General features: G+C 68.5%; 12 protein-coding genes. 9 read left to right on the plus strand and 3 right to left on the minus strand.

From position 1 onward, the window contains the following. The first annotated feature begins 90 nt into the window (after positions 1-90). From NBRGI_RS19795 to gatB, 5 genes are all read left to right on the plus strand, one after another. Positions 91-1,125: an ATP-dependent 6-phosphofructokinase gene (locus NBRGI_RS19795; RefSeq protein WP_029898438.1), complete on the plus strand. Its 1,035-nt coding sequence runs from the start codon at positions 91-93 to the stop codon at positions 1,123-1,125. A gap of 80 nt (positions 1,126-1,205) precedes the next feature. Then, positions 1,206-1,649 (plus strand): hypothetical protein, encoded by a 444-nt coding sequence (locus NBRGI_RS19800; RefSeq protein ID WP_029898440.1) that lies wholly within the window; start codon positions 1,206-1,208, stop codon positions 1,647-1,649. 48 nt (positions 1,650-1,697) lie between these two features. Then, a complete protein-coding gene (locus NBRGI_RS19805) occupies positions 1,698-2,834 on the plus strand; it encodes an MAB_1171c family putative transporter (protein ID WP_148310882.1) in 1,137 nt (378 codons plus the stop codon). A 103-nt stretch (positions 2,835-2,937) separates the two neighbouring features. Then, positions 2,938-4,320: an alpha/beta hydrolase family protein gene (locus tag NBRGI_RS19810; protein ID WP_029898444.1), complete on the plus strand. Its 1,383-nt coding sequence runs from the start codon at positions 2,938-2,940 to the stop codon at positions 4,318-4,320. Positions 4,321-4,453: 133 nt separating this feature from the next. Then, positions 4,454-5,959: an Asp-tRNA(Asn)/Glu-tRNA(Gln) amidotransferase subunit GatB gene (gene gatB / locus NBRGI_RS19815; RefSeq protein ID WP_029898445.1), complete on the plus strand. Its 1,506-nt coding sequence runs from the start codon at positions 4,454-4,456 to the stop codon at positions 5,957-5,959. A 58-nt stretch (positions 5,960-6,017) separates the two neighbouring features. Here the strand turns inward: gatB and NBRGI_RS19820 are convergent, their stop codons facing one another. Beyond that, positions 6,018-7,121, minus strand: a complete 1,104-nt coding sequence (locus NBRGI_RS19820; protein ID WP_029898447.1) for a PQQ-dependent sugar dehydrogenase — start codon at positions 7,119-7,121, stop codon at positions 6,018-6,020. Between the two features lie 178 nt (positions 7,122-7,299). On the opposite strand from NBRGI_RS19820, the gene NBRGI_RS19825 reads away from it, so the two are divergent. Next, positions 7,300-8,151 (plus strand): DoxX family protein, encoded by an 852-nt coding sequence (locus NBRGI_RS19825; protein WP_029898449.1) that lies wholly within the window; start codon positions 7,300-7,302, stop codon positions 8,149-8,151. Between the two features lie 190 nt (positions 8,152-8,341). Here NBRGI_RS19825 and ilvD read toward each other — a convergent pair whose 3' ends face one another. Together ilvD and NBRGI_RS44015 are read right to left on the minus strand one after the other, a co-directional pair. Then, positions 8,342-10,183 (minus strand): dihydroxy-acid dehydratase, encoded by a 1,842-nt coding sequence (ilvD, locus tag NBRGI_RS19830; protein WP_029898452.1) that lies wholly within the window; start codon positions 10,181-10,183, stop codon positions 8,342-8,344. A 317-nt stretch (positions 10,184-10,500) separates the two neighbouring features. Next, positions 10,501-10,968, minus strand: coding sequence for a PH domain-containing protein (locus tag NBRGI_RS44015; protein ID WP_235211021.1), 468 nt, complete (start codon positions 10,966-10,968; stop codon positions 10,501-10,503). Between the two features lie 450 nt (positions 10,969-11,418). On the opposite strand from NBRGI_RS44015, the gene NBRGI_RS19840 reads away from it, so the two are divergent. From NBRGI_RS19840 to ilvC, 3 genes are all read left to right on the plus strand, one after another. Next, positions 11,419-13,344: an acetolactate synthase large subunit gene (locus NBRGI_RS19840; RefSeq protein WP_029898456.1), complete on the plus strand. Its 1,926-nt coding sequence runs from the start codon at positions 11,419-11,421 to the stop codon at positions 13,342-13,344. Between the two features lie 76 nt (positions 13,345-13,420). Next, a complete protein-coding gene (ilvN, locus tag NBRGI_RS19845) occupies positions 13,421-13,924 on the plus strand; it encodes an acetolactate synthase small subunit (protein ID WP_014987182.1) in 504 nt (167 codons plus the stop codon). Positions 13,925-13,986: 62 nt separating this feature from the next. Continuing rightward, on the plus strand, positions 13,987-14,988 hold the full coding sequence (gene ilvC / locus NBRGI_RS19850; RefSeq protein WP_029898458.1) for a ketol-acid reductoisomerase: 1,002 nt from the start codon (positions 13,987-13,989) through the stop codon (positions 14,986-14,988). The last annotated feature ends 7 nt before the right edge of the window (positions 14,989-14,995 follow it).

The raw sequence follows: 14,995 nt of genomic DNA on the forward strand, positions 1-14,995 counted from the left end.
CCGCTGTCAGGCCGGGTGCGCGCACGCTGTTACGCAGGGTTTATGGGGGTCGACCTGCCGTGCGTGGCCGAGCCGGGCAAGATAGCGGCCATGCGCATCGGAGTTTTGACCGGAGGCGGCGACTGCCCTGGACTGAACGCGGTCATCCGTGCTGTCGTTCGCACCGCGAACGGCCGCTACGGCGACGCGATCGTCGGCTTCGAGGACGGTTGGCGTGGTCTATTGGAGGATCGCAAGATTCAGATCCACAACGACGATCGCACCGACCGGTTACTCGCCAAGGGCGGCACCATCCTCGGCACCGCTCGCACCAATCCCGACGTGCTGCGGGCCGGCCTCGGCCGGATCAAGCGCACCCTCGACGACAACGGCATCGACGCGTTGATCCCGATCGGCGGCGAGGGCACGCTCACCGCGGCCAGCTGGCTGTCCGACGAAGGCGTGCCGGTGGTCGGCGTGCCCAAGACCATCGACAACGACATCGATTGCACCGACGTGACTTTCGGCCACGACACCGCGCTGAGCATCGCCAGCGAGGCGATCGACCGGCTGCACACCACCGCGGAATCGCATCAGCGGGTGATGCTGGTCGAGGTGATGGGCCGGCACGCGGGCTGGATCGCGGTGAACGCGGGCATGGCGGCCGGCGCGCACCTGACGCTGGTGCCCGAGGTGCCGTTCGATGTGGACCAGGTGTGCACCATGATCAAGCGCCGTTTCCAGCGCGGCGACAAGCATTTCATCTGCGTCGTCGCCGAAGGTTCGCATCCCGCCGAGGATTCCGGCTTCACGCTGCGCGCGGGCGGGATCGACGAGTTCGGGCACGAACGGTTCACCGGTGTCGCCCAGCAGCTCGGCGCGGAGATCGAACGTCGCATCGGCAAAGAGGTCCGGACCACCGTGCTCGGTCACGTGCAGCGCGGCGGCAGCCCGACGCCCTACGACCGCGTCCTCGCCACCCGTTTCGGCCTGCACGCCGCGGAGGCGGTGCACGCCGGTCAGTTCGGTCAGATGGTCGCCCTGCACGGCAGCGCCATCGAACTCGTCCCGCTGTCCGAGGCCACCAAACAGCTCAAGCGGGTTCCGTCCGAGCGCTACCAGGAAGCCGAGGCGTTCTTCGGCTGATCCCGTCCGCCGATCCGCTGTGTCCCCGGGCCACAGCGGATCGGCGCCTGACCGCGGATACCCGAGTTACCCTGGCTGGCATGTCCGACCTCGCTGTGCCCGACCTGCCCGACGCCGCCCGGACCGTCCTGCGCCGCCGCGCCGACGCCGCCGGCCTCCCGCTGACCACCTATCTGCGAGCGGAGCTGATCGCGCTGGCCGACCGGCGCAGCTCCGACGACACCGTCGTCGAATTCCTCGAATCCGAGGGCCGCGACCTCACGCCCGAGCTCGACGCGGCCGCCGTCGCGCTCGTGGACACCTACGACCTGCCCGCCGCGACACTGGCCACCTTCGGCCGCCGCGCCCACGCCGCCGACCTCCCGCTCGGCGCCTACGTCCGCCGCGCCCTCATCGCCTCGGCCCGGCGCACCACCGTCGAGGACGCGATGCTCGAATTCCGCGAACTCCGCGACGAAAACCCCGCGCTCACCTTCGATCCGACCGCGCTCGCCGACTCCGTCCGCTACGCCCGCGGCGAGTAACGGCCGTTCGCTCTTTCGGTTCCGCGGCGCAGGTCAGGAGTTCGGTCGGTGGGGTCGCCGGTGCCCGAGTCCGTCGCATGGTGGGTGATCGGCTATGTCGCGGCCGTCGGCGCGGCCAGGCTGATCTTCGCCACGGAAACGATGAGCGACCGGCTGATCAACTGGTTGATCGGGTGGACGCTGGCCGGTCTGCTGCTGTACCGGTGTACACCGACGCCTGATATCGCCAGTCTGCCCAATCAGCTCGCGCTGGGCTGCATCGTCATGACCGGCATGTATCTCTACGGACTGAGCCGGTTGTGGGAGACCGAGGCGGATCTGGCCCAGACCCGTTGGCGCCAGCGCGTTTACAACTGCGTCGCGGTGCTGTCGACGGTGGTGATAGTGCTCGCCGGTCCGGTGGCGGCGGACGCGGGCAGGCTGAGCGATCAGACGATCAACTGGGGCGGCATCGTCGTCTGGACCGCGTTCGCCCTGCCGCAGGCGGCGGCCTCGGTGGTGCTGGTCCGGTTGTCCGTCCGGGAACTGCGCCGTGGCACGCTCGGCACCTTCGTGCAGGTGGTCTGCTGTTCGATCGTCGTCGCGTGCCTGCCGTTCTGGTTCGAGCAGCAGCTCCCGTGGCTGCGGTGGGCATTCGGGTGGGAGGTGGCGTATCCGCATATCGCGCGGGTGGAGTTCCTGTTCACCTTCGATACCGCGCTCGTCGTCGCGACCCTGTTCGTGGTCCCGGTCCTCGGCCGGTTGCCCGGGCTGGTGGGCTGGGATCGCGACGGTCGTATCTGCCGCCGGTTGCGGCCGCTGTGGCGTGCGGTCACCACCGCGGTTCCCGAGATCGTCATGGACCCCGTGCTCAGCGCCGGCGGCGATTCCACCGCGCGCCTGCTGCGCATGACCGTCGAGATCCGTGACGCCCTCTTGCATCTCGGCCCCTACCTAGCCACCACCGATCCTGCCTCACCCGGGCGAAACACACCTGATCAGCAGTTGCGCGACTACGCGGCCCGGCTCCAGCAGGCCGCGCACGCCCGTCGGGCCGGACTCGCCCCGCCCGGCTCGGGCCCTGTCCCGCAACCCTTCCCGACCGCCCAAGACTTCGACACCGAACTCCGCCACCTGCTGGACCTCGCTCGCGCATGGCCTTCGCCGACCCCCGCTCCTCCCCGCGCCCGCAGGACGGCCGGCTGAGAAGCCCTGCGGGCCCTCCCGGAGCGTTTCGTCCAGTCGACTCAGCGGGGATCCCCAAACGTTCCGGCGGACCTTCCTATTTTCGCTCTGTACTGTTGATCTCATGCGCACCGGGCGAGTTGTCGCGTTGGCTCTGTTCGTCATTGCCGTGTTGGTCGCGGGGTGTTCGCGGTCGGATTCGAATCCACCGGAACCGACTACGGGCGAGTGGCACGGGGCGATCGAGATACCCGGGCAGCCGGTCGAGGTCGGGGTGACGTTCACCGACAAGGGCACGGCCACCATCGATATTCCGAAGCAGGGCATGTCGGCGGTCGAGTTGAAGGATGTGCGCTCCGATCGCGACGGGGTGTCCTGGGCGATCGCCGATGTGCCCGGCGATCCGAAGTTCCAAGGCATCTACGACAAGGGCGCCGACCGGATCAACGGCGACTTCGTCCAGGGCGGACAGACTTTCAAGCTGTCGTTGCAGCGGGGCAAGATCGCGCCGCTGGCCCGCCCGCAGACCCCGCAGCCGCCGTTCCCGTACAAGTCCGAGGACGTCACCTACCGCAACGGCGATATCACCATCGCGGGCACCCTGACCAAGCCGGAAGGCAACGGTAAGTTCCCCGCCGTCCTCATGATCACCGGCAGCGGCCCGCAGAACCGCGACGAAGAACTGTTCGGGCACAAGCCCTTCCTGGTGATCGCGGACAGCCTGACCAAGGCGGGTTACGCGGTGCTGCGCACCGATGATCGGGGTGTCGGCGGCACGAGCGGCAAGCTGGACGACGCGAACTACACCGATCTCGCCGGTGACGCCGCGGCCGGCGTCGGCTTCCTGCGCGGCCGTCCGGACATCGACCCGGCGCGGATCGGCCTGTTCGGGCACAGCGAGGGCGGCTACCTCGCCCCGCTGGTCGCCGCCCGCCCGGACAGCGGCGTCGCCTTCGTCATCGCGATGGCCGGGCCCGCCGTGAGCGGCGCGGATGTGCTGATCGAGCAGACCAAGCTGATCGGCGCGGCGAACGACACGCCCGCCGACGAGCTGGACAAGTCGGTGCGCCAGACCACCGAGATCTCGGCGCTGCTGAAGGCGGGCGACATCGCGGGCGCGAAGGCGTTGGCGCGCAAGCAGAACGCCGAAGCCCCGCCGGACCAGCGGGCGACCGACGAGCAGATCGACGCCAGCATGACCACGTACTTCGCCGCACTGATCGCCTACGACCCGGCCCCGGCATTGCAAGCGCTGCGCATGCCGGTGCTCGCGTTCTACGGCGGCAAGGATCTGCAGGTGCCGCCCGCGCAGAGCGAAGGACCGATGCGCGCGAACCTCGCGGGTGACCCGGACGCGACGGTCCATGTCTTCCCCGGTCTGAACCACCTGATGCAACCCACCCAGACCGGCAATCCCAAGGAATACGTCGACATCGAGACCAGCGTCGCACCCGAGGTTCTCACCTACGTCACGGCCTGGTTGACCCAGCGCATCCCGCCGAAGTAGGCGGGGTGTGAGCCGTTGCGGTCAGGTCTAAGGGGTTACATAGACTGTCAGGCATGAGTGAGCGCAGCGAGCGAAAAATGGGCACAGCCACCGGTGCGGTCATGCCGGAGCTGAGCGTCAGCGAGGCGCAGGCATGAGTGCACCCACAGTCGACTTGATGGACTATTCGGATGTCATCGCCCGGTTCGAGCCGGTGCTTGGCATGGAGGTTCACGTCGAGCTGTCCACCGCGACCAAGATGTTCTGCGGTTGCCCGACCGAATTCGGCGCCGAGCCGAACACCCAGGTGTGCCCGGTGTGCCTCGGTCTGCCCGGCTCGCTGCCGGTGGTGAACGAGAAGGCCGTCGAATCGGCCATCCGCATCGGGCTCGCGCTGAACTGTTCGATCACGCCGTGGGGCCGGTTCGCGCGCAAGAACTACTTCTACCCCGACCAGCCGAAGAACTACCAGATCAGCCAGTACGACGAGCCGATCGCCACCAACGGCCACCTCGACGTGGTGCTCGACGACGGCAGCACGTTCCGGGTGGAGATCGAGCGCGCGCACATGGAGGAGGACACCGGCAAGTCGACCCACGTCGGCGGCGCCACGGGCCGCATCCACGGCGCGAGCCACTCGCTGCTCGACTACAACCGCGCGGGTGTGCCGCTGATCGAGATCGTCACCAAGCCGATCACCGGTGCCGGGGAGCGGGCGCCGGAGGTGGCGCGCGCCTATGTGACCGCGCTGCGTGAGGTGCTCAAATCGCTCGACGTGTCCGATGTCAAGATGGAGCAGGGCTCGCTGCGCTGCGACGCCAACGTCTCGCTGATGGATATCGGCGCAACGGAATTCGGCACCCGCACCGAGACCAAGAACGTCAACTCGCTCAAGAGCGTCGAGGTCGCGGTGCGCTTCGAGATGCGCAGGCAGGCCGCGGTGCTGGCCGGCGGCGGCAGCATCGTGCAGGAGACCAGGCATTTCCACGAGACCGACGGCACCACCTCGCCGGGCCGGGTCAAGGAGACCGCCGAGGACTACCGCTACTTCCCCGAACCGGATCTGGAACCCGTTGCGCCCGCGGCGGAATGGGTGGAGCAGCTGCGCGGCACCATCCCGGAGTACCCGTGGTTGCGCCGGGCCCGGATCCAGGCCGACTGGGGCCTGTCGGACGAGGTGATGCGCGATCTGGTGAACGCGGGCGCGCTCGATCTGATCATCGCCACCGTCGACGCGGGCGCTCCGGCCAACGAGGCCCGCTCCTGGTGGGTCGCCTACCTGACCGAAAAGGCCAAGGAGCGCGAGGTTTCGCTGGAGGACCTGCCGATCACCCCGGCCCAGGTCGCCGCGGTGATCAACCTGGTCGAGGCGAAGACGGTGAACAACAAGGTCGCCAAGCAGGTCGTCGACTTCGTGCTGGCGGGCGAGGGTGATCCGGCGCAGATCGTCGAGGCCAAGGGCTTGGGCATGGTCAGCGACGACAGCGCGCTGCAGGCCGAGGTGGAGAAGGCGCTGGCCGCGAACCCGGATATCGCCGACAAGATCCGCTCCGGCAAGGTGCAGGCCGCGGGCAAGATCGTCGGCGACGTCATGAAGGCCACCCGTGGTCAGGCCGACGCCGCCCGGGTGCGCGAACTCGTCATCGCCGCTTGCAGCTGAGTGCCAGAACAGATCAGGGGCCGGCTCCGCGGAGCCGGCCCCTGATCTGCGTCCGCGGCTAGTCCGGGCCGCCGCCGCCCGCCTGCGGCGGCGGAATGCGTACCACCCGATCGTCATTCGGCCCCGGTTGGCCGTCGGTCTTGTTCACCGTGCCCACCCAGATGGTGCCGTCGGGCCCGACCGCCGCGCCACCGAGCTGGCCGTACTTGTCCTGCGCGAGCATCGTGGGGGCAGCGGTGACGGCGTGCGTGTTCGGGTCGGCGGCCGCGATGGCCAGCGCCTTGCCCTTGGTCAGCGCGATCGCCACGCCATCGGTGGCGGCGGCGCAGCCCGCGACACCGGGACGGTCGGGCCAGGTCCACGCGGTGGTGACGCTGCCGTCGCCGCCGAGCCGTTGCAGCCGGTCCTCGACGGCGGTGCGGTCGGTGATCCAGACGCTGTCCTTGTTGTCCCGGCAGATATCACCCGCGATCCCGATGCCGGACAGGGCGACCTCGGCGTTGGCGCCGGGGGCGGGCGAGTTCACCCGTAGCAGCTTGCCCGCCAGCGAGGCCGGTGAACTCGCCGCGCCGGGATTGCCCGCGTCGCCGGTGAGCACCAGCATCTGGCCGGGCGTGGCGAATTCGATGGCGCCGTGATTTCCGCTCGGCCCCTTCGGGATTCCGGTCAGGATGTCCTTGGGCGGGCCGCCGCCCTCGGCGATCCGCACCACCCGGTTGTCGCTCGCCGTGGTGATGTAGGCGTAGATCAGCCCGTCTTCGTGGAAGGTGGGGGAGAGCACGATATCGCTCAGGCCGCCGTCGCTGGAGCCGTCCACGTCCACCCGGGCGAATTCGGTGGTCGGCGTCTCGGGCGCCACCTTGAGGATGCGTCCGGTGCGGCGCTCGGCGACCAGCGCGCCGTCGCCGAGCGCGACCAAACCGCCGGTGGTGTCCAGGCAGGTGGCCACCACGGCCGGATCCGGGTCGATGCACGGACCGCTGGGGCGGGTGGTCGAGGTGGGCGGTTGCGACGGCTTCTTCGGGTCGATGTTCGCGCCGTGCAGCGTCGGCTCGGGGGTGAACGGGCTCGACGCCGAATCATCGAACCGCGCGCATCCGGTCACCAGCGCGGACCCCACCGCCACGGTCACCGCGACGCGACCAATGCCAACCAACCTCATAGCTCAGACGTTACGGAAATCTTCTCGCCCGCGCCCCTTCGCCCCACCTTTGGGCCGGGGTATTTCGTACCGGGGCGCGCCGGCTCGGAATCGGGCGTGGCGCTGTTGCCCGTGACACAGCGTCTCGTGCGCCGTGTTCGGGGCCTGTTCCGGGGGAGCGCAGCTTAAGGTATTGGCCGTGACCGACAAGTCGAAAGACACTTCCGAATCCTCGGCGGCCCAGGGTTCGACGCCGTCCACGGCCGAGCAGTCGGCGGTGTCGTCCACCGGTCGGGGCGTCAGCAGCCCCTTCGATTCGCCGACCGAGCAGTTCCCGAAGCTGACCAAGGACGTGCCGCGCACGGAGGACGAACTCGGCCTCGACCCCGGTCCCGACGTGCCGACCGTCGGTGCGGACGGCCTGTCCGCGGACACCCCGACCTACGCCTACGCGAGCATCCCGCCCGCCGCGAACCCGCCGGGCGACACCGCCCGGCTGCGTCGCCGTAACCGCGAAACCCAGCGCGGCACCCTGGATTTCGGCTTGTTCCTGCTGCGCCTGGTGGTCGGCGGCACGTTCATCTATCACGGCCTGCAGAAGTTGACCGGCTGGTTCCACGGCCCCGGCCTGGACGGCACCCGCGACATGATGGCCAACGGCGGCTGGGATCACCCCACCCTGTCGGCCATCCTGGTCACGGTCGGTGAGCTCGGCGGCGGTGTGCTGCTCGTGCTCGGCCTGGCCACGCCGTTCGCCGCGGGCGCCCTGCTCGCCGTCATCCTCGACGCGTGGGCCTGGAAGCAGGGCATGATTCCCGGCTTCCAGTACAAGGCGGGCGTGCAGACCGGCGTCGAAATGGAGAGCATCCTCGTCGGCGCCACCGCCGTTCTCATTCTCACCGGGCCGGGGCGCTGGGCGCTCGATCGCAACCGCGGCTGGGCCACCCGCCCGTTCGCCGGTTCCTTCGTGGTGCTCGTCCTGGCTGTCGCGGCAGCCGTACTCGCCTACTGGTACCTGCACGGCGGCAATCCCCTGACCGGTATCGGCTAGCCCGCCTCTCCGCGTATTCAGGCCGGACTGAGGCATCTCTACGGTGCCGTCGGCGTCCGGCGGTCGAGCCGAGTGTGCGTTGGCTCGTCCCCGGCGAGTTACCCATGTTCTCGCGAGATCTGTAGTCGAGTTGGCAGGTGCAAACGACGATGGCGCCCTCCGCGGAGGGCGCCATCGTCGTTTCGAGGGCTTACGGCACGTAGCGGACCGCGCCCTTGTCGGCCGAGGTGGCGAGCGCGGCGTAGGCGCGCAGCGCCGTGGTGACCGGGCGGTCGCGGTTCACCGGCTGCCAAGGGCGTTCGGCGGCTTCCATTTTGGCGCGGCGCTCGGCCAGCACGGCGTCGTCCACCAGCACCTCGAGCGTCCGGGTGCTGACGTCGATGCGGATCTGGTCGCCGTTCTCGATCAGGCCGATGGTGCCGCCGCTGGCCGCCTCGGGGGAGATGTGGCCGATGGACAGGCCCGAGGTGCCGCCGGAGAAACGACCGTCGGTGATCAGCGCGCACTGCTTGCCCAGACCCGCGCCCTTGAGGAATGCGGTGGGGTGCAACATCTCCTGCATGCCGGGCCCGCCCGCGGGACCTTCGTAACGGACGACGAGCACGTCACCCGGCTTGATCGTCTTGTTGAGGATCACCGAGACCGCCTCCTCCTGGGATTCCACGACGAGTGCGGGCCCCTGGAAGGTGAACAGCTCCTCGTCGATGCCCGCGGTCTTGAGCACGGCGCCGTCGGGAGCGACGTTGCCGCGCAACACGACCAGGCCGCCCTCCTTCGTGTACGCGTGCTCGATATCGCGGATGCAGCCGCCCGCGGCATCGGTGTCGAGCGAGGACCAGCGATTCGCGGTGGAGAACGGTTCGGTCGTGCGCACGCCGCCCGGCGCGGCATGGAACAGCTCGACCGCCTCGTCGGAAGCCTTGCCGGAGCGGATATCCCAGGTGTCGAGCCACTCGTCGAAGCTGCGCGAGTGCACCGTGCGCACATCGGTTTCGAGCAGCCCGGCGCGGCGCAGCTCGCCGAGGATGGCGGGGATGCCACCGGCCCGGTGCACGTCTTCCATGTGGTAGTCGGAGTTGGGCGACACCTTGGACAGGGTCGGTACCCGGCGGCTGGTCTCCTCGATGGTGTGCAGATCGAAGTCGATCTCGCCCTCCTGCGCGGCGGCCAGCGTGTGCAGCACCGTGTTGGTGGAGCCGCCCATCGCGACGTCGAGCGCCATCGCGTTGCGGAAAGCCTTGGCATCGGCCACGTTCCGCGGCAGCACCGACGCGTCGTCCTCGCGGTACCAGCGGTTGGCGATGTCGACGATCACGGTGCCCGCCCGCTCGAACAACGCCCGGCGCGCTTCGTGGGTGGCCAGCGTGGAACCGTTGCCCGGCAACGCGAGTCCCAGCGCCTCGGTGAGGCAGTTCATCGAGTTCGCGGTGAACATGCCCGAGCACGACCCGCAGGTCGGGCAGGCGGACCGTTCGACCTCCGACAAACCCTCTTCGGACACAGCCTGATTCGCGCTCGCGGAGATCGCGGTGATCAGGTCGGTCGGGGCCTGCGCGACGCCGCCGACCACGACGGCCTTACCCGCCTCCATCGGCCCGCCGGAGACGAACACCGCCGGAATGTTCAGCCGCATAGCGGCATTCAGCATGCCCGGGGTGATCTTGTCGCAGTTGGAGATGCACACCAGCGCGTCGGCAGTGTGCGCGTTCGCCATGTATTCCACGGAGTCGGCGATGATTTCGCGCGAGGGCAGCGAGTAGAGCATGCCGCCGTGGCCCATCGCGATGCCGTCGTCGACGGCGATGGTGTGGAATTCGCGGGGCACACCGCCTGCCGCCCGTACCGCCTCGGCAACGATCTCGCCGACGTTCTTCAGGTGCACGTGGCCGGGCACGAACTGGGTGTAGGAGTTCGCGATGGCGATGATCGGCTTGCCGAAATCGGTGTCGGTCATGCCGGTGGCGCGCCAGAGCGCGCGGGCGCCTGCGGCATTGCGGCCGACGGTGGTGGTGCGTGAACGAAGCGGTGGCATAGCGGGTCCTCGGTCTGGTCGCGGGGGCTGAGGAGCGACGGGGGCGGAGGCTGGCTCCGCGGCCGTTCCACGGTACTCCCGCGTGGAGGTGGGTTTACTGCCGGTCGGGCACGGCTCGTGGCCGTCGGCCTGGACGGTGCCAGGTGGTGCGGTGTCGTGGGTCGCCGCGAGTGGTGGTCGTCGGCGCTGACGGTGTCGCCGGAGGTGCCGGCCCGTCGGGCTCGCGGGGTGCGCGCCGGGACGGGTCCGCCCGACGCGGTGATCGCATCGCATAGCCGACAACATCGTAGCGCCGGCACTTTGTTCCGGCCCGCGCGTTATTGCGCGTTCTTGTCCCCGGCGGTGTTCTGTTCTTTGCCGTCGGCATCGGTGTTCGCGTTTTCGGCGCTCGCGGTGTCATCACTGGGTTCGTCGGCCGATTCCGCGTCCGCCGAATTGTCGGCCGGCTCTTCCTTGGGCACCACATACGGATCGGGAATCCACCCGTGCGAGGCCGCCGCCAGATCCCGCACCCGGTCGTAACTCACGGCGGGCAATTTCACCTCGGTGCCGTCCACGAGATCGGCGCGCACGTATCCACGCTTCGGGATACGCACCCCCTTCAGCTGAGACCAGTCCAGGTGCCGCGAGCCGAATACGGTCCGCAGATCGAGCCCGGCGTCGGACACCGTGGTCTGCGTCCGCTGCACCCAGACGGCCACCGCGACGGGGATCAGCAGCAGCGGCCACAGCCCGGCGGGCCAGCCGACGAACATGAAGAACATGCACATCAGAAGGATGAACACGCCTAGGAAGGCCAGGCGTGGGATGCGGATCACAGTGGCGGTCGAGGCGCTACCCGTATCCGATCCCTCGGTGGCGGTGTGGGACGATTTAGCCGGTGGCACGGACTGATGCGGTGATGACACACCACCATCCTCGCATCCTGGTGAAGGACCCAAGCAGCCGCACTATCCCACATAATGGGAGCTGTTTGACTCTTCGGCCAACGCACACATACCGTCATGCGCGTGAACCGAAACGAGTTGCTCGTAATCGGCCGGCGCGTCCAGCGTTGAGCCTGACTACCTGAGTCGAATACGTCAGCTCGCGTTGCGACGCGCCACCCTCGAACAGCCATGCGCTGTCGGGGGCTTTTTTGTGTTCGGACGAATTGTCCGACAGGGCGAGTCGCAAGACACCGCATGTCAGACACAAATCCGGGGTCAGAACGACAAGCAGTTAGGAACAAGACGGTGAGTGCACCTACCGCACGGCCCGGGCCATCGGCCCGCAGGCCGGCGCCTGCGGCCCATCAGCCGGGCGCCGGCAGCTCGACGACGCAGGCCAACCGCCGCCAGGTCCCGCCCGAGCGGGTCACCGGCGCGCAGTCGGTCGTCCGTTCGCTCGAGGAGCTCGGCGTCGACACGGTATTCGGCATTCCCGGCGGCGCGATTCTCCCGGTCTACGACCCGCTGTTCGACTCGACCAAGGTGCGCCACGTGCTGGTCCGGCACGAGCAGGGCGCGGGTCACGCCGCGACCGGCTACGCGCAGGCCACCGGCAAGGTCGGCGTCTGCATGGCCACCTCCGGTCCGGGCGCCACCAATCTGGTCACCCCGATCGCCGACGCGCAGATGGACTCGGTGCCGATCGTCGCGATCACCGGGCAGGTCGGTCGCGGACTGATCGGCACGGACGCCTTCCAAGAGGCCGACATCTCCGGCATCACCATGCCGATCACCAAGCACAACTTCCTCATCACCGAGGGCGTGGACATCCCGCGCATCATCGCCGAGGCGTTCTACTTGGCCGCCAGCGGCCGCCCGGGCGCGGTGCTCGTCGACATCCCGAAGGACGTGCTGCAGATGCAGACGACCTTCAGCTGGCCGCCGGAGATGCGGCTGCCCGGCTACCGTCCGGTCACCAAGCCGCACGGCAAGCAGGTGCGCGAGGCCGCGCGGATGATCTTGGAAGCCAAGTCGCCGGTGCTCTACGTCGGCGGCGGCGTGATCAAGGCCGACGCCTCGCCCGAACTGCTGGAACTGGCCGAGCTGACCGGCATCCCCGTGGTCACTACGCTGATGGCGCGGGGCGCGTTCCCGGACAGTCACCAGCTCAACATGGGCATGCCCGGCATGCATGGCACGGTGGGAGCCGTTGCGGCACTGCAACGCTCGGATCTGCTGATCACCCTCGGCGCGCGCTTCGACGACCGGGTCACCGGTCAGCTCGACTCGTTCGCGCCCGACGCCCGGGTGATCCACGCCGATATCGACCCGGCCGAGATCGGCAAGAACCGGCACGCCGACGTCCCGATCGTGGGCGACTGCCGCGAGGTGATCATCGAGCTGATCGAGACGCTGAAGGCCGAGCCGACCGCCACGACACCGCTGCTCGACCTGGCCGACTGGTGGAAGTACCTGGACGGCGTGCGCAAGAGCTACCCGCTCGGCTGGACCACGCCCAGCGACGGTTCGCTCTCGCCCGAATTCGTCATCGAGGCCCTGGGCCGCTTGGCCGGGCCCGACGCCGTCTACTGTGCCGGCGTCGGCCAGCACCAGATGTGGGCCGCGCAGTTCATCAAGTACGAAAAGCCGCGCACCTGGCTGAATTCCGGCGGTCTGGGCACCATGGGCTACGCCGTGCCCGCCGCCATGGGCGCCAAGATGGGCGCGCCCGAGAAAGAGGTGTGGGCGGTCGACGGTGACGGCTGCTTCCAGATGACCAACCAGGAGCTGGCCACCTGCGCCGTCGAGGGCGTGCCGATCAAGGTCGCGCTGATCAACAACGGCAACCTCGGCATGGTCCGGCAGTGGCAGACGCTGTTCTACGAGGAGCGCTACTCCAACACCGATCTCGGCACGCACACGCTGCGCATCCCCGACTTCGTCAAGCTCGCCGAAGCCCTTGGCTGCCACGGCATCCGGGTCGAGCGCGAGCAGGACGTGGAGGCCGCGATCCGCGAGGCGCAGGCGATCAACGACCGCCCCGTGGTGATCGACTTCATCGTCGGCAAGGACGCCCAGGTGTGGCCGATGGTCGCCGCGGGCACCAGCAACGACGAGATCATGGCCGCCCGCGGCATCCGCCCGCTGTTCGACGAAGACGAGCAGGCCGCCGAGCCCGCCGTCATCCACGAGGCGATGTCGCACGAGAAGAACAAGGGGAGCGATCAGTGAGCGAGCGCAGCGAGCGAACAATCGACGCAGCTACGACTGTGCTCGTGCCGGAGCCGAGCGCCAGCGAGGTGCAGGCATGAGTACGACACACACTTTGAGTGTGCTGGTCGAGGACAAGCCGGGCGTGCTGGCTCGGGTTGCGGCACTGTTCTCGCGCCGCGGGTTCAATATCGAGTCGCTGGCCGTCGGTGGCACCGAGCTGCCGGAGATCTCCCGGATGACCATCGTCGTCACCGTCGAGGACCTGCCGCTCGAGCAGGTCACCAAGCAGCTCAACAAGCTGGTGAACGTCATCAAGATCGTCGAGCAGGACTCCGACACCTCGGTGGCCCGCGAGCTGATCCTGGTGAAGGTGCGTGCGGATGCCAGCGTGCGGACCCAGGTGATCGAGGCGGTTACGCTCTTCCGGGCGAAAGTGATCGACGTCTCCCCGGACGCGCTCACCGTCGAGGCGACCGGCACCCGGTCCAAGCTCGACGCGCTGCTGCGCATGCTGGAGCCGTACGGCATCCGGGAGATCGTGCAGTCCGGTGTGGTCGCCGTCGGCCGTGGGCCGAAGTCGATCACGGCGACGCGCTAGCGCTCGCAAATCTCAGACCTATACAGAAAAATCCAGAAGGGAACCAACCAGTGGCAGTCGAGATGTTCTACGACGACGACGCCGACCTGTCGATCATCCAGGGCCGCAAGGTCGCTGTCATCGGCTACGGCAGCCAGGGCCACGCGCACTCGCTGAGCCTGCGCGACTCCGGTGTCGAGGTCCGCGTCGGCCTCGCGGAGGGTTCGAAGTCGCGGCCCAAGGCCGAGGAGGCGGGCCTGACCGTCGGCACGCCGGCCGAGGTTTCGGCGTGGGCCGACGTGATCATGGTGCTGGCCCCCGACACCGCCCAGGCGTCGATCTTCACCAACGACATCGAGCCCAACCTGACCGACGGCGACGCGCTGTTCTTCGGCCACGGCCTCAACATCCACTTCGGCCTGATCAAGGCGCCGGAGTTCATCACCGTCGCGATGGTCGCGCCGAAGGGCCCGGGCCACCTGGTGCGTCGTCAGTTCGTCGACGGCAAGGGCGTGCCCGCGCTGATCGCGGTCGACCAGGATCCCAAGGGTGAGGGTCAGGCGCTGGCCCTGTCCTACGCGAAGGCGATCGGCGGCGCGCGCGCCGGCGTCATCAAGACCACCTTCAAGGAAGAGACCGAGACCGACCTGTTCGGCGAGCAGGCCGTGCTCTGCGGCGGCACCGAGGAACTGGTCAAGACCGGTTTCGAGGTCATGGTCGAGGCCGGTTACGCGCCGGAGATGGCGTACTTCGAGGTGCTGCACGAGCTCAAGCTCATCGTCGACCTGATGTACGAGGGCGGTATCGCCCGGATGAACTACTCGGTCTCCGACACCGCCGAGTTCGGTGGCTACCTGTCGGGCCCGCGGGTCATCGACGCCGACACCAAGAAGCGGATGCAGGACATCCTCAAGGACATCCAGGACGGCACCTTCGTCAAGCGCCTCGTCGCGAACGTCGAGGGCGGCAACAAGGAGCTCGAGGGTCTGCGCAAGCAGAACGCCGAGCACCCGATCGAGGTCACCGGCGCCAAGCTGCGCGGCCTGATGAGCTGGGTCGACCGCCCGATCACCGAAACCGCCTGAGTTTTCC

Source organism: Nocardia brasiliensis IFM 10847 (assembly GCF_000710915.1).
Lineage (GTDB): Bacteria > Actinomycetota > Actinomycetes > Mycobacteriales > Mycobacteriaceae > Nocardia > Nocardia brasiliensis_A.